The organism is Nonomuraea sp. NPDC048826 (assembly GCF_043198225.1).
Taxonomy (GTDB): Bacteria; Actinomycetota; Actinomycetes; order Streptosporangiales; family Streptosporangiaceae; genus Nonomuraea.
Genome location: NZ_JBICUQ010000014.1, coordinates 96,947 through 120,233 on the forward strand (window position 1 = coordinate 96,947; position 23,287 = coordinate 120,233).

Consider the following 23,287-nt stretch of genomic DNA (forward strand, 5'->3'; position numbering starts at 1 on the left):
CTCTGGTAATTCCGTGGGGGTGATGCCACCGTAGGTGGGTGGCTGGGACACCGGGCGAGGCCGGTCCGTCCGCCCGCCGGCTGCTCATCGTGGAGGACGACCGCGACCTCGGGGACATGCTGGTCGGCCTGTTCACCGACCACGGATACGCCGTCGACCTGGCGGTGGAGGGTCAGCGCGGCCTGCATCTCGCGCTGAGCCGCCCCTACGACGCGTTGATCGTCGATCGCGGGCTGCCCGTGATCGACGGTCTCGACCTGCTCGCGCGGCTGCGCCGCCGGGCCGTCACGGTGCCCGCCCTGGTCCTGACCGCCTACGGCGCGGTCGCCGACCGGGTGGCCGGGCTGGACGCGGGCGCCGAGGACTACCTGGTCAAGCCGTTCGAGGTGGAGGAGCTGCTGGCCAGGGTGCGGGCGCTGCACCGCAGGAACCTGGACCTGGCCAGGCTGCTGCCGCTCGGCGGGGCGGGGTGGCTGGATCCCGAGTCGCACGCCGTGCTGCGCCCGGACGGCGGCCGGGTGCAGCTGTCCGCGCGGGAATGCCGGCTGCTGCGCGAGCTCGCGAGTCGTCCGAAGCAGGTCCACACGCGAAGTTCCTTACGACAGCGGGTCTTCGACGGGGCCAGCAAGGAGTCCGTCGTGGACACGTACGTCTACTATCTGCGGACCAAGCTGGGGACGGGTGTCGTATGCACGGTACGGGGCGTCGGTTACCGGCTGGGCGGGCCCTAGCTCCAGGGCTCGCCCGAGGCGCGCCGGCCGGGACCGCGCCGCGGCCCGATCCGGACCAGCGGCTGCTGCGCGGCGCGCGCCGGCGGCTGACGGCGCAGGTCGCGGGCGCGATCTCGGTGCTGCTCGGGCTGCTCGGGACGATGGTGTGCGGCGTCATGTTCGCCGAGCAGGACAGGTCGGCCCTGCGCGAGCTGTCCGCCGCCACCCAGCGGGGCTCGGTGACCCACCCGCCGCCGTGCGTGTGGCTGTTCGAGCTGAGCGGCCACACCCTGCGCGGGTCGCCGGGCGCGCCCTGGGAGCTGCCGGTGGGCTACGCGCTGCGGGCCGTCGCCGCCGGTGCGCCGCCCAGGGTGGAGCGGGTGGAGGTGGCCGGGGTCAGCTATCTGGTGCGCAGCGAGCGGCGCGGTCTGGCGGCGTACCAGGCGGTGCTGGACCTGCGTTACCAGGCCGCAGAACGGGCCCGCCTGGTGGGCACGCTGCTGGCCGCCGAGCTGGCCGGGCTGCTGGCGGCGGTGCTGCTCGGGCAGGTGATCGCCCGGCGCGCGATCGAGCCGCTGGGCGCGGCGCTGGCCCGGCAGCGCCGCTTCGCCGCCGACGTCAGCCACGAGCTGCGCACCCCGCTGACCCGCCTGCACACCCGCGCCCAGCTCGTGGCCCGCCGGGCGCGCCAGGACGGCGGGCGGGTCGCCGAGGACCTGGACCGCATCGTGACCGGCACCAGGCAGCTCGGCGAGGTGGTGGAGGACCTGCTGATCTCGGCCCACCTGGGCCGGCCGAGCGGCCCGTACGGCGAGGTGGACCTGGCGGCGCTGGCCGAGGAGGCGGCGGACGCGGAGTCCGCCCGCGCGCAGGCGCGCGGGGTGGCCGTCGAGGTGACCCTCGGCGGGACCGGGCCGGTGCCTCCGGTCCACGGTGCGCGGACGGCGCTGCGCCGGGTGATCACGGCCCTGCTGGACAACGCGCTGCGGCACACCGGCCCCGGCGGGCACGTCCGGATCACCGTGTCGGCCGTCCCCGGCGCGGTGCTGCTGGCGGTCAGCGACGACGGCGCCGGGCTGGACCCGCGCGACGCCGAACGTCTCTTCACCCGCTTCACCACCGGCCGCCAGGGCTTCGGCCTCGGCCTGGCGCTGGTCCGCGAGGTGGTGGACGGGCACGGCGGCACCATCACCGCGGACGGCAGCCCCGGCCAGGGCGCCGTGTTCACCGTCCGGCTCCCCGCCCTGACCTGAACGCCCCGGGGCCGCGGGGCTCAGCTCCGGCGGAGTGGGATCTCCAGGCGGCCGGCCAGCTCGTCGAAGCCGATGCCGTACGTCTCCGCCACCGTGACCCCGCCGGGGCCGAGGTGGAAGACCGCCAGGTCGGTGTAGAGGCGGCTGACGCACGCCAGCCCCGTCAGCGGGTAGGTGCACTCCGGGACCAGCTTCGGGGTGCCGTCCTTGGCGAACAGCGTCATCATGACGAACACCTGCTTGGCCCCGATGGCCAGGTCCATGGCCCCGCCGACGGCCGGGATGGCGTCGGGCGCCCCGGTGTGCCAGTTGGCCAGGTCGCCGCGGCCCGACACCTGGTACGCGCCGAGCACGCACACGTCGAGGTGGCCGCCGCGCATCATGGCGAAGGAGTCGGCGTGGTGGAAGTAGGAAGCCCCGGGCAGCTCGGTGACGGGGATCTTGCCGGCGTTGGTGAGGTCCTGGTCGACGTCGTCGCCCTTGGCGGCCGGGCCCATGCCGAGCATGCCGTTCTCGGTGTGCAGGATGACGCCCGAGTCGGCCGGCAGGTGCTCGGCGACCGTGGTGGGCTGGCCGATGCCGAGGTTGACGAACGCGCCGCGCGGGATGTCGCGGGCGACCACGGCGGCCAGTTCCTCCCGGCCGAGCGGGCCGCGGCCGGCGTTCTCGACGGTGCTCATGCGACCTCCTCGGCCTTCGTGTCCAGGATCCGGTCGACGTAGACGCACGGGGTGACCACGGCCTCGGGATCCAGGTCGCCGACCTCGACCACGTGGCGCACCTGCGCGATCGTCAGCGTGGCCGCGGCCGCCATGACCGGGCCGAAGTTGCGCGCGGTCTTGCGGTAGACGAGGTTGCCCAGCCGGTCGCCGGCGTGCGCGGCGACGAGCGCCACGTCGCCCCTGATCGGGTACTCCAGCACGTAGTCGCGGCCGTCGATGGTGCGTGTCTCCTTGCCCTCGGCCAGCGGCGTGCCGACGCCGGTCGGGCAGTAGAACGCGCCGATGCCGGCCCCGGCGGCGCGCATGCGCTCGGCGAGCGTGCCCTGCGGCACCAGCTCCAGCTCGATCTCGCCCGCGCGGTAGAGGCCGTCGAACACCCACGAGTCGCTCTGCCTCGGGAACGAGCAGACCATCTTGCGCACCCGTCCGGCGGCGAGCAGCGCGGCCAGGCCGGTGTCGCCGTTGCCGGCGTTGTTGCTGACCACGGTCAGGTCCTTGGCGCCCTGCCGGATCAGCGCGTCGATGAGCGTGACCGGCATGCCGGCCATGCCGAAGCCGCCGATCAGGACGGTCGAGCCGTCCTCGACGCCCGCGAGCGCCTCGTCCGGGTCGGTGAGTATGGCGGTCATGCGGCGCTCACGTTCTCCAGCACGACGGCCAGGCCCTGGCCGACGCCGATGCAGATGGCGGCGACGCCCCACCGCTCGCGCCGCTCGCGCAGCACGTGGGCCAGCGTGCCGAGGACGCGCCCGCCGGAGGCGCCCAGCGGGTGGCCGATGGCGATGGCGCCGCCCTTGACGTTGACGATCTCCGGGTCGATCCCCCAGGCGTCCACGCAGGCCAGCGACTGGACGGCGAAGGCCTCGTTCAGCTCGACCGCGCCGACGTCGTCCCAGCCGATGCCGGCCCGTCTCAGCGCCTGGTTGGCCGCCTCGACCGGGGCGTACCCGAACAGGTGGGGTTCCAGCGCGGCGGCGCCGCGCCCGGCGACGCGCGCCAGCGGCTCGGCGCCCAGCCCGGCGGCGGCCCGCTCGGACCCGAGCACCAGCGCCGAGGCGCCGTCGCTGAGCGGCGAGGCGTTCCCGGCGGTGATCGTGCCGTCGGGCCGGAACGACGGCTTGAGCCCGGCCAGCACCTCGGGCGTGGACCCGGGCCTGATGCCCTCGTCGCGGGTCAGGTCGGCGCCCTCGACCGGCACGGCCAGCTCGTCATAGAACCCGGCGGTCCAGGCGGCGTCGGCCAGCGCGTGGGAGCGGGCGGCGAAGGCGTCCTGGCGCTCCCTGGAGATGGAGAACTTCTCCTGGAGCTGCTCGTTGGCCTCGCCGAGCGAGACCGTCCACTCCTTCGGCATCCGCGGGTTGACCAGACGCCAGCCGAGGGTGGTCGACACGGCGGTGACGTCGCCCGCGGGGAAGGCCCGCGACGGCTTGGGCAGCACCCACGGGGCGCGCGTCATCGACTCCACGCCGCCGGCCACCACGATCTCGGCGTCGCCGCTCTCGATCGTGCGCGAGGCGGCCATGGCGGCGTCGAGGCTCGACCCGCACAGCCGGTTGACGGTGGTGGCGGGGATCGTCACCGGCAGCCCGGCGAGCAGCACGGCCATCCGGCCGACGTTGCGGTTGTCCTCGCCGGCGCCGTTGGCGTTGCCCCAGATCACGTCACCGATGTCGGCCGGGTCGAGGCCGGGCACCTTGGCCAGCGCGCCGCGCAGCGCGGTGGCCGCCAGGTCGTCCGGCCGGACACCGGCCAGCGCCCCGTTGAACCGGCCGAACGGTGTCCGCGCGGCGGCGTAGACGAAGGCCGAACCCATCACGTCCTCCCTTCTGTTCGCTATACGAACACGCGTTCCTTCTGCGAACATTTCGTAGCTTAACCCAGGACGCGGCGTCCGCCTAAGGCAGGAGGCATGAGAGGGCATGGCAGGACGAACGTCCCACCGGGCTCGCCCAGGACGCGGCTACGGCTTCGCGGAGCCGCTGAGCGCCGCCTTGTCGATCTTGCCGGTGGCGTTCTTGGGCAGGTCGGCGAGCAGGACGACCTCGCGCGGCACCTTGAAGTTGGCCAGCCGCTCCCGGCAGTGGGCGATCAGCTCCTCCGGCGTGACGGCCGAGCCCGGCCGGGGCGCCGCGTACGCCCGGCCCACCTCGCCCAGGCGGGCGTCCGGCACGCCGGTCACCACGGCCTCCGCGACCGCGGGGTGCGCGGCCAGCACTTGTTCGATCTCCGCCGGGTAGACGTTGAAGCCGCCGGTCACGTACATGTCCTTCGAGCGGCCGGTGATGGTGAGGTAGCCGCGCTCGTCGAGCCGGCCGCGGTCACCGGTGATCAGCCAGCCGTCCCTGACCGCGGCGGCCGTGGCGGCCTCGTCGCCGAGGTAACCCAGCATCACGTTGTGGCCGCGTACCAGGATCTCGCCGTCCTCCCCGGCGGGCAGCGGCTCGCCGGCGGGGCCCGCGACGCGCACTTCGACGCCCTCGATGGGCCGGCCCGAGGTGGTGGCCACGGTGTGGTCGTCGTCGTCCACCGAGCAGGCGGTGACCGTGCCGCACGACTCGGTGAGCCCGTAGGCGGTGACGACCTCGGGGAACAGCTCGGCCCGCATCCAGCGGACCAGCGCGACCGGCACCACCGCCGCGCCGGTGACCGCCAGCCGGAGCGACGACAGGTCGCGGCGGGCGCGGCCTGGGGCGTCCAGCATCGTGATGTAGATGGTCGGCGCGCCGGGCAGGACGGTGATCCGCTCGGCCTCGATCAGCCGCATCGTCTCCTCCGCCTCGAACACCGGCTGCAGCACCATCGTGGCGGCCCTGATCAGGCAGGAGAAGACGCCCGCCTTGTAGCCGAAGGAGTGGAAGAGCGGGTTGACGATCAGGTAGCGGTCGCCGTGGCGCAGCCCGGTCCTGTCGGCCCAGGCGCGGTTGGTGCGCACGTCCTGGCGGTGGGTGCACATGGCGCCCTTGGACCGGCCGGTGGTGCCGGAGGTGAACAGGATGTCGGCCACGTCGCCGGGCCGGACCGCGGCGGCGCGGGCGTCGGCCTCCTCGTCGGTGACGGACGCGCCGGCCGCCAGGAAGTCCTCCCAGGTGATGGCGCCAGGCCGGGGCTTGGCGTCGTACGTGACGGCGGTCAGGCCGGGCAGGGGCGGCGCCGCCGCGCCGGGGGTGAGACCGAGCATGGCGAGATAGCCGTTGCCGAGGAAGCCGTCCTCGGTGAAGAGCAGCCGCACGCCGGCCCGGCCGAGCATCCACCGGGCCTCGTCGCCCTTGTAACGGGTGTTGACCGGGACGACGACGGCCCCGGCGGTCAGCGCGCCGAGCGCGGTCACCACCCAGCGGTGGCTGTTGGGCGCCCAGATGCCGATCCGGTCGCCGTGCCCGACGCCGGCGGCGACGAAGGCCTTGGCCGCCTCGCGCACCCGGGCCCGCAGCCCCGCGTAGGTGAGCCGGACGGGGCCGTCGACGAGGGCCTCCATGTCCGGGTGCGCGTCGGCCGCCCGCTCCAGCAGGGCGGGGATCGTCAGCGCCTCGGTGTTCATCGTTCCGCTCCCAGGATCAGGCCGCTGGTCGGCACGCCGGTGCCCGCCGTGACGAGGACGTGCCGTACGGAGGGAGGCTGGTTCACGGAGGTGCCGCGGACCAGCCGCACGCCCTCGGCGATGCCGTTCATGCCGTGGATGTACGCCTCGCCGAGCTGGCCTCCGTGGGTGTTGACCGGCAGCCGGCCGCCCACCTCCAGGTGGCCGTCGGCGATGAAGTCCCTGGCCTCTCCCCTGCCGCAGAAGCCGAGCTCCTCCAGCTGGGGCAGCACCAGCGGCGTGAAGTGGTCGTACAGGACGGCCGCGTCGACGTCGGCGGGGCCGAGCCCGGCCTGCCCGTAGAGCTGCCGCCCGACCAGGCCCATCTCCGGGATGCCGGTGATCTCCTGGCGGTAGTAGCTGGTCATCATGTGCTGGTCGGCGCCGGAGCCCTGGGCGGCCGCGAGGATCAGCGCGGGCGGGTGCGGCAGGTCGCGCGCGCGTTCGGCGGAGACCACCACCAGGGCTTGGCCGCCGTCGCTCTCCTGGCAGCAGTCGAGCAGCCGCAGCGGCTCGGCGATCCAGCGCGAGGCCTGGTGGTCGGCGAGCGTGATCGGCCGCCCGTGGAACCACGCCGCCGGGTTGACGGCGGCGTGCTTGCGGTCGACCACCGCGACCCGGCCGAAGTCCTCGCTGGTGGCCTTGTACTCGTGCATGTACCGCCGGGCGAACATGGCCACCCACTGGGCCGGGGTGAACAGCCCGAACGGGCTGACCCAGGCGAAGGCCGCCTCGTCGGCCCCGGCGCCGGAGAGCGCGTCCGCCCGGCCGAGGCCGAAGCGCTGCCCGGACCGCTCGTTGAAGGCCCGGTAGCAGACGACCACGTCGGCGACGCCGGTCGCCACCGCCATCGCGGCCTGCTGGACGGTGCCGCAGGCCGCGCCGCCGCCGTGCGGGATCCGGGAGAAGAACCGCAGCTCCCCGATGCCGGTGCTGCGCGCGATGTGGATCTCGGAGCTGGAGTCGGCGGTGAAGGTGACCATCCCGTCCACGTCCGACGGGCGCAGCCCGGCGTCGGCCACGGCGGCGAGCACGGCCTCGCAGGCCAGCCGGAGCTCGCTGCGGCCGGAGTCCTTGGAGAACTCGGTGGCGCCGATCCCGGCGATCGCCGCCCGCCCCGACAGGCCGCTCACGGCTCCTCCCGGCGGGGCAGCCGCACCGCGACGGTGCCGGTGACGTGCGCGCCGACGCCGTTGTCGCCGCGCACGGCGATCTCGACCCGGTGGTCCTCGTCGTGCTTGGCGGTGACGGCGCCGGTCAGCACCATGGTGTCGCCGGGGTAGTTGGGCACGCCGAGCCTGATCTTGATGGCCTTGACCTCGGCGGCCGGTCCGGCCCACTCGGTGACGTACCGGTCCACCAGGCCGTTGGTCGTCAGGATGTTCATGAACACGTCCCTGGACCCGCGCTCCACGGCCAGGCCGGGGTCGTGGTGCACGTCCTGGTAGTCGCGGCCGGCGATCGCCGTCGCCACGATCAGCGTGCGGGTGAGCGGGATCGACAGCTCGGGCAGCGTCTCGCCGACCGTCACCTCGTCGTACGCGCGGCTCCTCATGCCGTCACCGGCCGGAACACCGGCAGCGACAGGTCCGGGTCCGGGTCGAGCCATTCCAGGGCGACCGGCATGTCGATCTCGACCTCCTCGGGGGTGACGCCGACCAGGTTGGTGACGAGCCGGGTGCCCTCCTCCAGCTCGACGAGAGCGACCAGGTGCGGGGGCGGGAAGGCCGGGTGGCGGGGGTGGTGGCTGACCACGAAGCTGTGGACCCGGCCGCGGCCGGACGCCTCGGCGGTGTCCCAGGCGTACGAGCCGCAGCCGGGGCAGCAGGGGCCGGGCGGGTGGCGCAGGGCGCCGCAGCCGGTGCAGCGCTGGATGACCAGGCGGTGCTCCCGCGCGGCCTCGAACCAGAACGCGTTGTCGCGGTTGACGGCGGGGCGCGGACGCAACATCGGCGGCGCCTCGGCGCGCGGGGTTTCGGACTGCGGGCTTGCGGACTGCGGGCTTGCGGGCTGCGGGCTTGCGGACTGGCGCGGGCGGAACCAGAGCATGCGCCAGCGCTGCCGGGCCACGACCTCCCCGTGCTGGTCCAGGTACGTGCGCTCGGTGGTCACGAACCGCCCGGCGCCGAGCGCGGTCTTCTTCTCCGGCGAGACCGACTCGACGACCTCCCGCACCCCGACGTGGTCGCCGACCGTCAGCTCGCGGTGGAAGTCGAACTCCGAGTCCGTCGCGACCACGGAGGTGTAGCCGCCCTCGGCCAGCACCGCGATCAGCCCGCCCAGCCCGTCGCCGTCGTCCCGGCGGGCCTCCGTGGCCGCGTACCCGGGCATGGTCCAGGCCTGCGTCATCGAGGCCGGCGCGACGATCCCGGCGCGGCCGGTCGCCCGGGCCGCCGCCTCGTCGAGGTAGACGGGGTTGCGGTCCCCCATCGCCTCGACCCAGTGGCGGATCATCGGCACGTTGACGGGGTCGGGTCCTGGCCGCGGCGGGAGGACCTCCCGTCCGGCGAACTCCCCCAGCCGCTTCTCGTAACCGTCCTGCTCTGTCGGAGCCAACGGGGTCCTCCCTGGGCACGTCTGCCGTCCCCCGACGTTAGCCAGGTGGAGCCCCCGGCAGGAGTGCCGATCCCGCTGACCGGGAGCGATCATCCCCGGGAGGCGTTCGACCGGCCGGCGAGCAGGAGGCGGCAGGCGATGCGCAGGTCGCCCTCCACCCGGTCGATCTCCAGCCGCCCGTTGAGCCCCGACTGCAGCACCCCGTACCAGCACTGCACGAGCAGCCGCACCAGCGTCACGTCCATCGGGGTGGGCTCGGCGATCGCCAGCGCGCGCAGGATGAGGTCGCGGGAGGTGTCCTCGATCCGCGCGGCGTCGGCGACCACGGACGGGTTGGCGGTGCTGGCCGCCTGGAGCATCGCGGCGGCGAGCACGGGCCGGCGCAGCAGCCGGCGGCTGGCCTGGACGAGCACGTCCGCGACCGCGTCCTCGGGCGCGGTGCCGGGCTCGGGGCGGCCGACGCTCGCGCCGAACCGGACGATCTGCTCGGCCAGCACGGCGGTGAACAGGTGGGTCTTGGACGGGAAGTAGCGGTAGAGCGTGGCGATGGCCACCCCCGCTTCCTTCGCCACCTCGTGCATCTGCACGCGCTCCAGGCCCCGCTCGGCGCCGATCCGCGCCGCCGCCCCGAGGATGCGCAGGTGGCGTGCCCGCTGCTCCGGGGAGCTGGGCTCGGCCGGAGTCCTGACCTCGGCGATCCGCGGCACTCGCTTTCCCCCGCTCGGACTGTGGGCAGCGCCGACGATACACATCGGCGGGCCGTCCGGCGGCGGGCTTTCCGCTCAACGGGATCCCGGTCGTGGAATGCGGGGGCGGGGTTTGTAGGTTCGACTCTTCGAGCGCGTGTTGAGGGGAAGCGATGACAGCCGAGTTCGCCCGCGAAGAACCCGACGAACCCGTGGCGCCCAGGCCCGGTCCGGCGGAGTTCCGCAGGGCGATGGGGATGTTCGCCAGTGGAGTGACCGTGATCACCGGTCTCGACGGCGGCGAACCCGTCGGCTTCGCCTGTCAGTCGTTCGCGTCGGTGTCGCTGGAGCCGCCGCTGATCCTGTTCTGCGCCGACCATCGCGGCCGTGCCTGGCCGCGCATCAGGAAGAGCGGCCGGTTCTGCGTGAACGTGCTCGGCGAGGGCCAGACCGAGCTGTGCGAGCGGTTCGGCTCCAGCAGGGGCGCGAAGTTCGACGGCCTCGGCTGGGACCTGTCGAGGTGGGGCGTGCCGGCGCTGCGCGAGGTGCTGCTGCGGGTGCACGGCGAGGTGCGCGACGTGCACGTCGCGGGTGACCACGACGTGGTCATCGGTCTCGTACGTGAGCTCGAACCGGTCACCGAGCAACGGCCGATGCTGTTCTACCGGGGCCGGTTCGGCGTCGGCGAGCGGCGGCCGGGCGAGCCGGGCGCCAACCTGTGGAGCTGGGGCGACTACTGACCTCGGCCCTGGCCGGCGGCGAGCAGCCGCGGCTCGGGCGACCAGCCCTGGTGCGGCACCTCCAGGGCCGGGGCGAGCGCCCGCGAGACCTGCCGCGCGGCGTCCGCGACCAGCGGCGCCACCCGCTCCAGAGGCGCGCGGGCGTCTCCGGCGAGTGACAGGGCCGCCGCCGGCCCGCCGGGGCGCCGGATGGCCGCCGCGACCGAGGAGACGCCGGGGAAGCAGTCGCCGCGCTCGAAGGCGAGCCCGCGGCGCTGGCGGATGCGGTGCAGTTCCTGGTGCAGGGAGCCGGGGGCGCCGACGAGGGCGTGCGCCCGCTCCGGCTCCAGCCAGGCCAGGATCGCCCTGCCGAGCGCGGTGAGGTGGGCGGGCGCCCGGCCGCCGACCCGGGAGGGCACCGACCCCGCCAGCCGGCCGCCCGCCTTGTCCAGGTAGAGGACGTCGGCGCCGTCGAGGACCGCCAGGTGGGCGACCAGGCCGGTGCTGAGCTGGAGCTCGTGCAGCAGCGGCGCGGCGGCCTCGCGGAGCTCGCCGTGGCCGCCTTCGCCGCCGCCGAGCCCGAGCGCGCGCCGGCCGAGGCCGTACCCCGAGGAGGTGTGGTCCAGCCAGTCGAGCCGGACGAGCTGGTCGAGGATGCGGTGGGTGGTGGAGCGCGGCAGCCGGGTGCGGCGGGCGACGTCCTCCAGGGTGAGGCGGGTGGACCGGCGGGCGAACACGTCCATGATGAGCGTCATCCGCTCGACCATGGACGGCGGCGGCCCGGAGTCGGTGCTGAGAGAGGTCATCGCACCCTGCCAAACCTGAAATGAATTCTTGTGTGGACACTAACAACGGGAGGGACCCGTGGGAAGGCCGCGGGGCCCGCCGCGTCGCACGCCGGGCCCCGCCGCCGCCGGGTCAGGAGGCGCTGTGGCCCACCGCTCTGGCGTAGAACGAGCGGTCCACGTACCGGTCCTCCGGGATGACGTCGGTGAACTTCACGGTCTTGAAGGCGATGAACACCTTCTGCTCCGACTCGCCCGTCCCCTGGCGGATCTCCCAGTCGAAGGTGAGCGACGGGGTGCGGGTCAGCGCGTCACGCGGCTGCTGGGTGCCCTCCACCATGGCGGCCAGCACCTTCTCGTCCTTGATGTAGTCGCCGGCCAGGTAGGTGTTGACCGTGCGGATGTACGCCCGGACGAACGCCTGGAGCACCTCGGGCCGCTCCTTGAGCATCGACTTGCCCGTGTAGAAGCCGCCCAGCGGCTCCCCCGCGGGCTGCCCGCCGACGAGCACGTACTTGTCCGGCTGGTCGGCCGCGCTCAGCCAGTACGGGTCCAGCAGCCAGGCCGTGTCGATGGCCTTGTTGGACAGCGCGGTCATGAGGTCGGCGGCCGGGAGCTGCTTGATCTCCATGTCCCCGAGCGAGATGCCGTGCTCCCGCAGCGCCTTGTCCATCGGGTAGGCGATGGCGGAGGCGGCGCCCACGGTGGAGCCGAGCGTCTTGCCCTTCAGCTCCTCGAGGTTCGGGTTCTTCGGGTCGGAGAAGATGTCGCGGCGCGCCCACAGGCCGGTCTGCGGCTGGGACAGGTCGGCCGCCTTCGGCTCGACGAAGTTGCCCAGCACCCACTTGACGTCGAGGCCCTGGTGAACCGCGTTGAACAGGCCCGCCTCGGTGCCGCCGTAGGAGATGTCCACCCGTCCTGCGGCGAGCTGCGGCATCGCGTCCGCGAACGGCAGGACGGAGAACTCGATTTTCAGGTTCTCCTTCTCGAACTCGCCCAGCTCCATCCCGACGAAGATCGGCGCGAGGCTGCTGGACCGCGACGCCGACGTCATGCGGATGGTCGTGGCCTCCTTCAGCGGCTGCGGCGCGGGCTTGCCCGCCTCGCAGCGGGCGATCTTGCGCTGGGGGCTCAGGTCCGCGGGGTCGACGTACGAGTCCGGCCCGCAGCCCTCCACCGGCACCACGGCGCCCAGGTCGGTCGCGGGGGCCGCGGCGGATCCCCCGCCACCGCCGCCCCCGCCGCACGCCGCGGCGGACAGCAGTAACAGCGCGGCGCCAAGAACGCGGAATCTGGACATGGGGTCTCCTTCAGGGATGAACGGGCGGGAAGGGTCAGGTGGGGATGATCGCGTTGTCGTCGGCCGTCCACCGGACGAACAGCCGCCCGATGAGCTTCACCAGAAGCGCGAAGAGGTAGCCGATGAGGGCGACGAGCACGATGCCGACGTAGCTCTGCTCCAGCAGCAGGAGGGTGCGGCCCTGCTCGATGAGGTAGCCGAGGCCCTGGTCGCTGATCACGAACTCGATGCCGACGAGCATCAGGACGGAGACGCCCGCGGAGATGCGCAGGCCGACGAAGATCTCCGGCAGCGCGGCGGGGAGCAGCACGTGGCGGAACATCTCCCAGCGGTTGGCGCGCAGCATCAGCGCCGCCTCGCGGTAGCCGGTGGGCACCGCCATGACGGCCGACATGACCGAGATCCAGACGAAGAAGTACACGGTCGCCGCGATCAGGACCACGACCGAGGTGTCGCCGAAGCCGAAGATGGTCAGGAAGATCGGCAGCAGGGCCAGCTTGGGCACGGTGTACCAGGCCCAGGAGAAGGGTTCGAGCGCCGCCCGCAGCACCCTCGACATGCCCATGAGCAGGCCGACCACGAGCCCGCCCGCGGCGCCCAGCAGGTAGCCGAGGATCACCCGGCGGACGCTGGTGACGGTCGCGTCGACGAGCTTGCCGTCCTCCCAGAGCGTGACCAGGCCGGGGACGAGCCTGCTCGGCGGCGGGTAGAGGAACGGGTCCACCCATTCCAGCACGGCGCTGAGCTGCCACAGCGCCACGAAGAGCACCGGCACCGAGACGCCGAGCGCGACTTTGGTGGCGTTCCAGCGGCGGCGGGTCCGTACGGGGTGCAACTCCGCCACCCCGGGGCGGCGGTGGAGCGTGGTGCTCATCGCTGGTCCTTCCCTGTGTCGAACTGGGCGACGACCTCGGAGTGCAGGCTCGACCACAGCTCGCCGCGGAGCTTGGCGAACAGGGGGTCGGTGCGGATCGCGCTGGAGCGCGGGCGCTCGAACGGGACGTCGATGTCGGCGATGACCCGGCCGGGCCGGGCGCTCATCACCACCACCCGGTCGCCGAGCAGCAGCGCCTCCTCCAGGCTGTGGGTGACGAACACGACGGTGCGCCGCCTGGCCTGCCAGATGGCCAGCAGCTCGTCCTGCAGCACCTCGCGGAGCTGGGCGTCGAGCGCCGCGAACGGCTCGTCCATGAGCAGGACCTCGGGGTCGACGGCCAGCGCGCGGGCGATGGAGACCCGCTGGCGCATGCCGCCGGAGAGCGCGCCGGGGTAGACGTCGGCGAAGTCGGTGAGGCCGAGCCTGCCGAGCCAGTCGTCGACGGTCTCGCGCCGTTCGGCCGGGGGCCGGCCGCTGAGCCGGAGCCCGAGCTCGACGTTGGCGCGGACGGTCTTCCACGGGTAGATCCCGTAGTCCTGGAAGACCATGGCGATCGGGATGCGGCGCTCGCCGGAGACCTCGACCGCCACCTCCCCCGAGGACGGCGCCAGCAGTCCCGCCATGATTTTCAGCAGGGTCGACTTGCCGCACCCGGACGGCCCGACGACGCAGAGGAACTCGTCGTCGCCGATGGACAGGTCGACCGGGCCCAGGGCGTGCACGGCCGAGCGGCCGGTGGTGACGAAGGAGCGGGTGACCTCGCGGGCGGTGATGCGCCGGCCAACGTGATCCATGGGTCTCCCTGTCGGCGGGGGTATGTTAACGACAACCTTCATTGCTATCATTTAGAAGATAGTAATGAAGTTAGACACAAGTCAATGATCGGGAGGCAACGTGGCGATCCGGCTGCTGGAAGGTGTCCGCGTGGTGGAGTTCGCTCTCCTCGAAGCGGGCGGGGCGGGCACCGTCCTCGCCGATCTGGGCGCCGACGTGGTCAAGGTGGAGCGGCCCGGCGGCGGCGACTACATCCGCCGGGTCGGCTGGCCGTTCGTGCACGGCGTCTCCCTCATGCACCACCACCTCGGCCGGGGCAAGCGCAGCCTCGCGCTGGACATCCAGCGGCCGGAGGGCGCGCGGCTGGCCGCCCGCCTCATCGAGGCGAGCGACGTGGTCATCGAGGGCATGCGGCCGGGCGTGCTCGCCCGGCGCGGGCTCGGCTCGGCCGAGATGCGCGAGCGCCGCCCCGCGCTGGTGTGGTGCACGGTCTCCGGGTACGGCACCACCGGCCCGTACGCCGGGCTGGCGGCGCACGGGGTGGCGTTCGACGCCTGGGCGGGCGGGCTGCGGCTGGGCACCGACGAGCGGGGGTTCGCGTCGGCGGGCCTCGGCGTGCCGCTCGGCACCCGGGTGGCGCCGCTGCTGGCGGCGAGCGCGATCGTGGCGGCGGTGCTGCGGGCCTCGCGCACCGGGCAAGGCTGCGCGATCGACATCGCCCAGGCCGAGGCGGCGGCGTCGGTCGACTGGCTGACGATCGAGGGGCACCGGGCGCACCTGCGGCCGGAGACCGAGGTGACCGGCAACCCGTCGGACGGCGGGGTGCGCCGCGAGCCGGGCACGGCGGGCATGGGCGGCAGCGTGCGCTACCAGGTCTACCGGAGCGCCGACGGGCACGTGCTGATCATGGCGACCGAGCGGAAGTTCTGGAAGCGGTTCTGCCACGCGATCGAGCGGCCCGACCTGCTCGGCGACGGCCCCGGCGGCGAGGTCGCCGACCACGCGCTCGGGGACCACCGGCTGCGCGCCGAGCTGACGGACGTCTTCCGCACCCGCTCGACCGCCGACTGGGTCCGGCTCGGGCTGACGGCCGACGTGCCGATCGCACCGGTGAACTCGCCCGCGACGCTCCCGGACGACCCGCACTTCGCCGCCCGCACCGACTGGTTGCCGGCCGACGCGTACGGCGCCGACCTGCTGCCGCTCCCCGTCCACCTGGAGGACGACGAACTGGCCCGGCCCGCCCCGGCCGCCACCCCGGGTCAGCACACGGACGAGATCCTCACCGAACTGGGCGTGCCGGACGCCGAACTGTCCGGCCTGCGCGAGTCCGGCGTCGTCGGCTGACCCCGGTTCAGATCAGCTCGATGGCGGCCAGCACCGGATCGCCCGCCCGGCAGACCTGCACGTCGATCTGCACCGCGCAGGCCGGGCAGTAGAGACGCCGCACCACGAACCGCTCGGCGCCCTCGTACACGGCGCCGAGCGGGCTGCGCCCGGCCGGGGACGCGTCGGACACGACGAGGTGCGCGTACACGTTCCCGGCCGCCTCGCACAGCACGGTCCCGCACCGCCCGCACGCCACCACGTCCCCCGCCCCACCCGGGAGCAGGTCCAGGGCGGCGGACAGGCGGCGGCCGCCCCGGGCGGGCGCCGCGGGAGCGGGTGGCCGGCCGATCCTGGCGTGCCGCCGCTCGTCGCGGCACCGGGCGGTGGCCGGTTCGTCGACGCCCAGCCCGCCGGGGTCGTCCGGGTCCCCGGTGACGACGACGCCGTAGTCGCGCCGCGCCCCGCCGACCGACACCAGCCCGTCGGCCACGTCGTCGAGTACCTCACCCGGATCCCGGTCCAGCGGGTCCCCCACCCCGCCGCCGCCCTGGGAGACCGAGACCAGCAGTTCTCCGGGCCGGATGGGCATCGTCGCCGACGGCATGGGCAGCGGCCACTCCGCCGCCTCCCCCAGCCCGTCGAGGCCGGGCACCACGGCCACCACGCTCTGTCCGCCGTACTCGCCCCCGCACACCCCCGCCGCCAGCGGATGCTGCAGCCCCTGGCCGAACGACATCATGGTCATCGAGGCCCCCTCGCCGTACGGGGTCAGCGCGTGCAGCGTGCCGACGCCGCCGCGGTGCCGGCCGGGCCCTCCGGTGTCGGCCAGTTCGGCGCGCCGCTCGTACAGCAACGGCAGGTACGCCTCGTTGACCTCGACGTTCGCGCACGACGCGCCCGGCGAGGTGGTGTAGCCGGAGGAGTCCGCCCCGTCGCCGTCCCAGCGGGCCCCGCCGCCGCCGGTGATCTCGTCGAGGGTCATGGTGGCGTACGAGGTGCCGTCGCCGCGCTCGCCGTGCACGGTCCCGCCCCCGCCGCCGGCGGCCTGGCAGCTCGCCATCACCAGGTGGGCCAGGTCCGGCGACGCCTCCAGCATCCTGGCGACGCAGGCGTTGACGCAGACCCGGATCGCCTGACAGGTGGCGGCGGTGCTCATGGCCACCCCGGCGGGCCACTTGGCGTGCGCGACGGTGCCCTCGCGGCTGCGGATCCGCACGACCGGCCACACGCCGCCGGGCACCCACGGCAGGCCGCCGCAGAGGTAGATGAGCACGCTGCCGATGGCGAACCCGGCCAGCGCCGGATAGGCGGCGTTGATGGCCCCGGGCGCCTGCGGGTCGCTGCCGGTGAAGTCCAGCTCCAGGTCGTCGCCGCGCTTGGTCATGGTGAGCCGGACCGCGTACACGGCCTCGGTGGTGCTGCCGTGCGGGCGGTACTCGACGTGCGCGACGTGCCGCCAGCGGCCGTCCGGCAGCGCGCGCAGGCGCTCGCGCAGCAGCGCCTCGGTACGTTCGAGCAGCCGGTCCATGACCGCCGCCACCGCGTCCGCGCCGTACTGGTCGCAGAGCCTGCCCACCTCGGCGGCGACGCTCCGGTTGGCGGCCACCTGACCGACCAGGTCCAGCCGGTTCAGCTCGGCGGTGCGGGAGCGTACGAGATACTCGCGTTCGAGGTCGCGGCGGAGCCTGCCGCCCTCCACGATCCGCACCGGCGGCATGGGCACGGCCTCGTCGAAGATGGAGCGCGCGTCGTAGGTGATGCCGCCCGGGTTGGGGCCGCCCACGTCGGCCTGGTGGGCGGTCGAGCCGCACCAGCCGACGAGCGTGCCGTCCACGAAGATGGGCGCGACGACGACCACGTCCGGCTGGTGCAGGGTGCCGATGTACGGGTCGTTGGTGACGAACTGGTCGCCGGGGCCGAAGCCGGGGTTGTCGGCGTAGTGCTCCAGGATGTCCCGCACGACCAGGTGCATGGAGACGACCTGGGCCAGCACGTACCTGCCGCAGCAGACCACCCGGCCGTCCGGCGCCATGATCGCGGTGTTGAGGTCCCTGGCCTCGGCCGCCAGGTGCGAGCCGGAGAGCCGGGCGAGCACCGCGGCGGCGTCGTCGTTGATCGTGTCGAGCCGGTGCCGGAGCACCTCGAACGTGATCTCGTCGATCATCGCTAGTCCTTGTCAGCTCAGGTGGAGGTGGCCGCCGGCGTCCATGCGCGCCCGCCGGCCCGGGGGCAGCACGACGGTGGTCTGGCCGGACTCGACGAACGCGGGCCCGGTGATCTCGCAGCCGGCGGGCAGGCGCCGCCAGTCGTAGACGGCGCAGCGGTGCTCGGCGCCGCCGAACCAGGCGGCCCGCTCGTCCACCGGCTCGGCCGCGCCCTCGGGCCGCGCGACGGGAGGCGGCACCGGGACGGGTGCCACCAGCTCGACCCGGACGCCGACCGCCTCGACCGGGGTGCCGTCGGCGGCGGTGCCGGTGCCGACGATCTCCTCGTACCGCTTGCGGAACTCCGACTCCAGCCAGGCCAGCTCGGCGGTGTCCACCGGCACGGTGACCGGCAGTTCGATGCGGCGCTGCTGGCGGTAGAAGCGCAGGGCCACGGTGTGGCGCAGGGCGGGGGCGCGGCCGGACACCGCCGTGACGCTGTCCACGGCGCCGGGCAGGTCGGCCTCGATGCCCGCGGCCAGCTCCGACAGCGCCGCGGCGATCGCCGGGCCCGCGGCGGCGACCGGGGTGGGGACCAGGCCGCGTTCGGCGCCGATGCTCAGGTCGCTGGAGACCGCGCCGTAGGCGGACAGCTCGGCGGCCAGGTCGGGGATCACCACGTCCAGCGCGCCGAGCCCGTCGGCGTACCAGCTCGCGTACTGCGGCCCGGCCCCGCCGAAGGCGACCAGCGCGAACGCGGACGGGTCGTGCCCGCGCTGGATGGTGGTCCGGCGGATCAGGTCGCGCATCTGGTCGGTGGCGATGCGGACGATCCCCTCGGCGGCGGCCACGACGCCGATGCCGAGCGGTTCGGCGATGTGCGTGCGGATGGCCTCGCGGGCGGCGTCCACGTCCAGCGGCATCGACTCCCCGAGCCTGCGCAGGTAGCCGAGGACGGCGGAGGCGTCGGTGAGCGTCGGCCGGGTGCCGCCGCGGCCGTAGCAGGCGGGCCCCGGGTCGGCGCCCGCGCTGCGCGGGCCGACCCGGAGCGCGCCCAGGCCCTGGTCGAGCCAGGCGAGGCTGCCGCCGCCCGTGCCGATGGACTCGACCTCGACCACCGGGATGGCCAGCGCGTGCCGGTGCACCATCGGGGTGGTCGCCCGCTGCATGCCGCCGCCGATGACGAGCCCCACGTCGAAGCTGGTGCCGCCGACGTCGGTGGCGACGACGTTGGCGTGCCCCAGCTCGGCGGCCAGGGCGGCGGTGGCGGCGAGCCCGGCGACGGGGCCGGAGCGCAGGGTGTTCACCGGGGCGCGCAGGGTGTGCTCGACGGGCTCGGCGCCGCCGCCGGTGCGCAGGATCATCAGCACGCCGGCGAAGCCGCGCTCGGCCAGCCTCTCCTGCAGGGCGCGCAGGTAGGTGGCCACGACCGGGGCCACGTACGCGTCCAGCACGACGGTGGACGTGCGCTCGTACTCGCCGACCACCGGGGCGATGACCGAGGAGCAGGAGACGTGCACGCCCGGCAGCTCCTCGGCCACCAGGGCGGCCAGCCGCCGTTCGTGCTCGGGGTTGACCGGCGACCAGAGCAGGCAGACGGCGATCGAGTCGGCGCCGCGCGCGGCCAGCCGGCGGACGGCGGCACGCGCCCGCTCCTCGTCGAGCGGCCGCACGACCGCGCCGGACACGTCGACGCGCTCGGGCACGCCGGCGATGCGGGAGCGGGTGACGAGCTGGTCGGGCTTGCGCCAGCGGACCGGCATGGTGACGTCCAGCTCGTCCAGGCCGTGCAGCTTGTTGGCCTTGGCGATGGGCAGCGTCGACTCGAACCCGGCGGTGGTGAGCAGGCCGACGCGGGCGCCGCCGCCGGTGAGCAGCGCGTTGAGCCCGACCGTGGTGCCGTGGGTGAGGATCACCGTACGGGACAGCAGCTCGGCCAGGGTGAAGCCGAGGCCGGCGGCGGCCTGCCCGATGGAGTCGAGCACGCCCTGCTCGACCCGGCCCGGGGTGCTGAGCGCCTTGCCGACGCCGAGCCGCCCGTCGGAGAGCGTGACCACGGTGTCGGTGAAGGTGCCTCCGGTGTCGACGCCGATGAACGCCTTGACGCTCATGCGGTGGCACCGCCCGCGACCGGCAGGTTCACTCCGCTGACGAACGAGGCCGCGTCGGAGACGAGGAACTCCACGGTCGAGGCCACCTCGTCGGCCGACTGGCCGCGGCCCAGCGGGATGGTGCGGGCCAGCCAGTCGGCCAGCGGGAGCCCTTCCCGTTCGGCGAGCCTGACCAGGCCGGGGTTGGGGAACCTGGGGTCGCCCGGGTGGACGCCGAGCGGGCAGACGGCGTTCACCCGGATGCCGAGCGGGCCCAGCTCGCGGGCGAGCACGGCGGTGAGGTGGCCGACCGCGGCCCTGGCCACGCCGACCACGCCGGCGTCGGCGACGGGGGTCAGGCCCGCGTACGAGGAGAGGGTGACGAGGGCGCCCCCGCCGGCCTCGGTGAGCGCGGGCACGCAGGCGCGGGCGACGAGCCAGGCGGCGGTGAGGTTCCAGTCGAGTCCGGCGGCCCAGGCGGCCGGGGTGACCTCGGTCAGCGGGCCGTCGCCGAGCGCCGCGCCGGTGGCGCCGACGAGGTTGCAGCAGGCGTCGAGTCGGCCCAGCTCCTTGACGGCGCGGGCCACCAGGTCCTCGACCGAGGCCGGGTCGGTGGGGTCGACGGCGAACGCGGGCACCGGCCGGCCGGCGGCCTCGGACACCTCGGCCGCGACCTCGGCCAGCTTCGCCGCCGTGACCCGGCCGGTGCCCGCCGTTTCCGGTAAGGGCGCGGACGGCTCACGGCTCTCTGTGACGGTGGCGGGGTCCACCGCGTCGGCGAGGACCAGCCGGGCGCCGGATCTGGCCAGCCGGAGTGCCGTCGCCCGGCCGATGCCGGGCGGGCGGGCCGCGCCCACCACGAGGATCGCCTTCGCGCCGAGGTCCATGCCACCTCCGTTGTTATTCTTGTCTTATCAATCTTAACCATGATTGCTCTCTTTGAGCTAGGCTTGATCACATGACTTCACCCCCACTCGACGTCAGCGGCCGGCCGCTGTCCCTGCGGGCCATCGACTGGGACCCCCTGTTCGCCCCGCGCGTCGTCGCGGTCATCGGGGCCACCGACACCGAGGGCAGCCCGCAGCGGGCCCAGTGGCGCCAGGCCAGGGAGCGCCTGCTGGCCCGCGGGGCGCAGGCCGTCCACCCCGTCCACCCGGTCAAGCAGGCCGTCGACGGCGTCCCCGCCTTCCGCACCGTGCTGGACGTCCCCGGCGACGTCGACGTGGCGATCGTGCTGGTCCGCGACCCGTTGCCGGTGCTGGAGGACTGCCTGGCCAAGGGCGTGCGGTTCGCGTACGTGTTCGCGGCCGGCTTCGCCGAGCTGGGCACCGAGGAGGGCCACGCGGCGCAGCTGCGGCTGGAGAAGATCGCCGGCGGCCCGATGCGGATCATCGGCCCGAACACGAACCTCAACCTCATCGAGCCCTGGCGCGAGGGCCTGCCGGGACGCAAGCTCGCCGTCGTGACCCAGTCGGGCAACCAGGGCCGGCCCATCGTGCAGGGCCAGGAGCTGGGCATCGGCATCCACGCCTGGGCGACCGTGGGCAACGAGGCGGACCTGGAGTTCGCCGACTTCACCGCGCACTTCGCCCGGACGCCGGGCGTCGGCGCCGTGGCCGCGTACATCGAGGGCTTCGCCGACGGCCGCACCATGCGGCTGGCCGCCGACGAGGCGGTGCGCGCGGGCGTGCCCGTCGTGTGCATCAAGATCGGCAGGAGCGACCAGGGCCGGGCCATGGCCAGGGCGCACACCGGTCACCTCACCGGCCCGGACGCGGTGCACGACGCCGTGTTCCGCCAGTCCGGGATGATCCGGGTGGACGACATCGACGAGGCGATCGAGATCTCCGGCGCGTTCTGCCACACGCCTCCGCTGGCCGGCGACCGGGTCGCGCTCTGCGTCATGTCCGGCGGCACCGGCTCGCACGTGGCCGACCTGTGCGGCCTGGCCGGGGTGCCGCTGCCCCGGCTGGAGGAGCGCACGCTCGCCCGGCTGCGCGAGCTGCTGCCCGGCTACCTGCACATCGACAACCCGGTCGACACCGGCGGCGTCGCGACCGCGCGCCCCGAGGGCCGCAAGGTGCTGGAGGCGCTGATCGACGACGCGAACACCGACGTCCTGCTCGCCCCGATCACCGGTGTGTTCCCCGGCATGAGCGACGCCATCACCCGCGACCTGATCGCGCTGCACGAGCGGGGCGGCAAGCCGATCGTGGTCGCCTGGACCTCGCCGATCAGGGACGACGACCACCGGGCGCTGTGCGAGGCGGGCATCCCGGTGTTCCACTCCTTCCGCACGGCGGTCAAGGGCATCCGGGCGATGGCCGACTTCTGGGCGCTGCACCGCGGTTACCGCAGCCCGTTCGCTGACGTCCCGCGCGAGCCGTCGCCCGCCGCCGCCGTGGCCCGCGAGCGGCTGACGCCCGGCTCGACGCTGGACGAGGTGGCCGCCAAGGACGTGCTCGGCGCGTACGGGATCCCGGTGGTGGCCGAGACGGTCGCCACGTCGCCGGACGAGGCGGTGACCGCGGCGGGGCGGTTCGGTTATCCCGTGGTGCTCAAGGCGCTCGCCGACGGCCTGGCCCACAAGTCGGACCTCGGGCTGGTCCGGGTGGGGCTGACCGGCGCGGACGAGGTGCGGGCGGCGTACGCGGACATCGTGGCCGGGGCCACCGGGCTGCGGCTGGCCGGGGTGGTGGTCCAGCCTCAGGTCACCGACGCGGTGGCGGAGCTCATCCTGGGCGTCAGCCACCAGGAGCCGTTCGGCCCGACGATCACGTTCGGGCTGGGCGGGGTGTTCACGGAGGTGGTGCGGGACGTGTCGTTCCGGGTGCCGCCGTTCTCCCGCGACGAGGCGCTGCGGATGATCGGCGAGACCCGGGCGGCGGCGCTGCTGGCCGGCGTCCGCGGCCGGCCCGCCGGCGACCTGGACGCGGTCGCCGACGCGGTCATGCGGCTGCAGACGCTGGCGCTGGAGCTCGGCGACGCGGTGCGCGAACTGGACGTCAACCCTCTGCTGGTACGGCCGCGCGGCCTCGGCGTGGTCGCCGTGGACGCGCTGGTGATCACGTCCTGACCCTGGCGGGACTCACTCCCGCCAGTCCTCGGTGCGGTCGGCCCGGCTGGGCTGGCGGCCGATCCGCATCGGGGACAGCGGGGCGTCGACCAGCAGGATCCGCTGGAACGACCGGGCCGTGTCGCGCAGCAGGGCCTTCCATCCGCCGGCCGAGCGGTCCGCGTCGTGCGCGGCCTCGTACGCGGCCCACCGCTCGTAGTCCGGCACGGCCCAGAGCAGGAAGCACTCCGAGTCGTCGCCGAGCGCGGTACGCCAGGCGCCGACCGGCTCCCAGCCGAACCGCCCGTAGTGCGGGACGGCCCGCTCGTGGACGCGGTCCAGGAACCCGGCCGACTCCCCCGGCGGCACCGTGATCCGCTCGTGTGCGTACACCTCGCCGCGCACCCCCGCGGCGCACAGCTCCTCGATGGTGCGCGTCCACGGCGCGGGCAGCAGCAGCCGGTCGACGCCGCCGGAGCGCATCTCCGCGGCGGCGGCCCACCAGGAGGCCAGCTTCGGGTCCTGCAGCGACGGGTGGCCGAGCTCGTGCCGGAACGACGCCGCCAGCCCGTCCCACCCGTCCTCCTCCCAGAGGTTGACCACGCCCGGCCACCAGGCGGTGGAACCGACGACGCCCCACACGCCGAAGCAGAGCTGGTGACGCTCCTCCTGGGCGATGGGGCTGAAGTTGGCCGTCATGTGGTGCATGT

General features: G+C 74.2%; 21 protein-coding genes. 5 read left to right on the forward strand and 16 right to left on the reverse strand.

Features of this window, described 5'->3' with window-relative positions:
* Positions 1 to 38 precede the first annotated feature (38 nt).
* Entirely contained in the window at positions 39 to 731 is a 693-nt protein-coding gene (locus ACGFI7_RS39395) for a response regulator transcription factor (protein ID WP_393414099.1), read from the forward strand.
* A complete protein-coding gene (locus ACGFI7_RS39400; protein WP_393414102.1) occupies positions 689 to 1,963 on the forward strand; it encodes a sensor histidine kinase in 1,275 nt (424 codons plus the stop codon). Before ACGFI7_RS39395 ends, ACGFI7_RS39400 begins: the two co-directional genes overlap by 43 nt.
* Positions 1,964 to 1,983: 20 nt before the next feature.
* Here ACGFI7_RS39400 and ACGFI7_RS39405 read toward each other — a convergent pair whose 3' ends face one another.
* The 8 genes from ACGFI7_RS39405 to ACGFI7_RS39440 form a co-directional block, all read right to left on the reverse strand.
* The gene (locus tag ACGFI7_RS39405) at positions 1,984 to 2,643 is read right to left on the reverse strand and encodes a 3-oxoacid CoA-transferase subunit B (RefSeq protein ID WP_393414104.1); all 660 of its coding nucleotides are present in this window, start codon (positions 2,641 to 2,643) and stop codon (positions 1,984 to 1,986) included.
* Positions 2,640 to 3,314 (reverse strand): 3-oxoacid CoA-transferase subunit A, encoded by a 675-nt coding sequence (locus tag ACGFI7_RS39410; protein ID WP_393414107.1) that lies wholly within the window; start codon positions 3,312 to 3,314, stop codon positions 2,640 to 2,642. The genes ACGFI7_RS39405 and ACGFI7_RS39410 overlap by 4 nt, the downstream gene beginning before the upstream one ends.
* Positions 3,311 to 4,498 carry a thiolase family protein gene (locus tag ACGFI7_RS39415; RefSeq protein ID WP_393414110.1) on the reverse strand — a complete coding sequence of 396 codons (1,188 nt, stop codon included), beginning with the start codon at positions 4,496 to 4,498 and terminating at the stop codon, positions 3,311 to 3,313. The genes ACGFI7_RS39410 and ACGFI7_RS39415 overlap by 4 nt, the downstream gene beginning before the upstream one ends.
* A 147-nt stretch (positions 4,499 to 4,645) precedes the next feature.
* Positions 4,646 to 6,223, reverse strand: coding sequence for a FadD3 family acyl-CoA ligase (locus ACGFI7_RS39420; RefSeq protein ID WP_393414113.1), 1,578 nt, complete (start codon positions 6,221 to 6,223; stop codon positions 4,646 to 4,648).
* Positions 6,220 to 7,395 (reverse strand): lipid-transfer protein, encoded by a 1,176-nt coding sequence (locus ACGFI7_RS39425; protein ID WP_393414116.1) that lies wholly within the window; start codon positions 7,393 to 7,395, stop codon positions 6,220 to 6,222. The genes ACGFI7_RS39420 and ACGFI7_RS39425 overlap by 4 nt, the downstream gene beginning before the upstream one ends.
* Complete coding sequence (locus ACGFI7_RS39430) at positions 7,392 to 7,817, reverse strand: MaoC family dehydratase (RefSeq protein WP_393414119.1); 426 nt, start codon at positions 7,815 to 7,817, stop codon at positions 7,392 to 7,394. The genes ACGFI7_RS39425 and ACGFI7_RS39430 overlap by 4 nt, the downstream gene beginning before the upstream one ends.
* Positions 7,814 to 8,818, reverse strand: coding sequence for a bifunctional MaoC family dehydratase N-terminal/OB-fold nucleic acid binding domain-containing protein (locus ACGFI7_RS39435; protein WP_393414121.1), 1,005 nt, complete (start codon positions 8,816 to 8,818; stop codon positions 7,814 to 7,816). The genes ACGFI7_RS39430 and ACGFI7_RS39435 overlap by 4 nt, the downstream gene beginning before the upstream one ends.
* 89 nt (positions 8,819 to 8,907) lie before the next feature.
* The gene (locus ACGFI7_RS39440; protein ID WP_393414124.1) at positions 8,908 to 9,525 is read right to left on the reverse strand and encodes a TetR family transcriptional regulator; all 618 of its coding nucleotides are present in this window, start codon (positions 9,523 to 9,525) and stop codon (positions 8,908 to 8,910) included.
* Positions 9,526 to 9,677: 152 nt separating this feature from the next.
* Here ACGFI7_RS39440 and ACGFI7_RS39445 point away from each other — a divergent pair, with 152 nt between their 5' ends.
* A complete protein-coding gene (locus ACGFI7_RS39445) occupies positions 9,678 to 10,244 on the forward strand; it encodes a flavin reductase family protein (protein ID WP_393414127.1) in 567 nt (188 codons plus the stop codon).
* Here ACGFI7_RS39445 and ACGFI7_RS39450 read toward each other — a convergent pair.
* The 4 genes from ACGFI7_RS39450 to ACGFI7_RS39465 form a co-directional block, all read right to left on the reverse strand.
* On the reverse strand, positions 10,238 to 11,029 hold the full coding sequence (locus ACGFI7_RS39450) for an IclR family transcriptional regulator (RefSeq protein WP_393414130.1): 792 nt from the start codon (positions 11,027 to 11,029) through the stop codon (positions 10,238 to 10,240). The two genes, ACGFI7_RS39445 and ACGFI7_RS39450, sit on opposite strands and share 7 nt — an antisense overlap.
* Before the next feature lie 112 nt (positions 11,030 to 11,141).
* Positions 11,142 to 12,308 (reverse strand): ABC transporter substrate-binding protein, encoded by a 1,167-nt coding sequence (locus ACGFI7_RS39455; RefSeq protein ID WP_393414133.1) that lies wholly within the window; start codon positions 12,306 to 12,308, stop codon positions 11,142 to 11,144.
* A gap of 34 nt (positions 12,309 to 12,342) precedes the next feature.
* Entirely contained in the window at positions 12,343 to 13,182 is an 840-nt protein-coding gene (locus tag ACGFI7_RS39460; RefSeq protein ID WP_393414136.1) for an ABC transporter permease, read from the reverse strand.
* Positions 13,179 to 13,979 carry an ABC transporter ATP-binding protein gene (locus tag ACGFI7_RS39465; protein ID WP_393414139.1) on the reverse strand — a complete coding sequence of 267 codons (801 nt, stop codon included), beginning with the start codon at positions 13,977 to 13,979 and terminating at the stop codon, positions 13,179 to 13,181. Before ACGFI7_RS39465 ends, ACGFI7_RS39460 begins: the two co-directional genes overlap by 4 nt.
* 100 nt (positions 13,980 to 14,079) lie before the next feature.
* On the opposite strand from ACGFI7_RS39465, the gene ACGFI7_RS39470 reads away from it, so the two are divergent.
* Positions 14,080 to 15,306, forward strand: a complete 1,227-nt coding sequence (locus ACGFI7_RS39470) for a CaiB/BaiF CoA transferase family protein (protein ID WP_393414142.1) — start codon at positions 14,080 to 14,082, stop codon at positions 15,304 to 15,306.
* Positions 15,307 to 15,313: 7 nt separating this feature from the next.
* Here the strand turns inward: ACGFI7_RS39470 and ACGFI7_RS39475 are convergent, their stop codons facing one another.
* The 3 genes from ACGFI7_RS39475 to ACGFI7_RS39485 are packed head-to-tail and all read right to left on the reverse strand — an operon-like array spanning position 15,314 to position 20,409.
* The gene (locus ACGFI7_RS39475) at positions 15,314 to 17,452 is read right to left on the reverse strand and encodes a hydantoinase B/oxoprolinase family protein (protein ID WP_393414145.1); all 2,139 of its coding nucleotides are present in this window, start codon (positions 17,450 to 17,452) and stop codon (positions 15,314 to 15,316) included.
* 12 nt (positions 17,453 to 17,464) lie between these two features.
* Positions 17,465 to 19,543: a hydantoinase/oxoprolinase family protein gene (locus tag ACGFI7_RS39480; protein WP_393414147.1), complete on the reverse strand. Its 2,079-nt coding sequence runs from the start codon at positions 19,541 to 19,543 to the stop codon at positions 17,465 to 17,467.
* Entirely contained in the window at positions 19,540 to 20,409 is an 870-nt protein-coding gene (locus ACGFI7_RS39485) for an SDR family NAD(P)-dependent oxidoreductase (RefSeq protein ID WP_393414150.1), read from the reverse strand. The genes ACGFI7_RS39480 and ACGFI7_RS39485 overlap by 4 nt, the downstream gene beginning before the upstream one ends.
* A 71-nt stretch (positions 20,410 to 20,480) precedes the next feature.
* Between ACGFI7_RS39485 and ACGFI7_RS39490 the strand changes: the two genes are divergently transcribed.
* Complete coding sequence (locus ACGFI7_RS39490) at positions 20,481 to 22,598, forward strand: acetate--CoA ligase family protein (RefSeq protein ID WP_393414153.1); 2,118 nt, start codon at positions 20,481 to 20,483, stop codon at positions 22,596 to 22,598.
* A 12-nt stretch (positions 22,599 to 22,610) separates the two neighbouring features.
* Here ACGFI7_RS39490 and ACGFI7_RS39495 read toward each other — a convergent pair whose 3' ends face one another.
* Positions 22,611 to 23,276 carry an NIPSNAP family protein gene (locus ACGFI7_RS39495; RefSeq protein WP_393414156.1) on the reverse strand — a complete coding sequence of 222 codons (666 nt, stop codon included), beginning with the start codon at positions 23,274 to 23,276 and terminating at the stop codon, positions 22,611 to 22,613.
* Between the last annotated feature and the right edge of the window lie 11 nt (positions 23,277 to 23,287).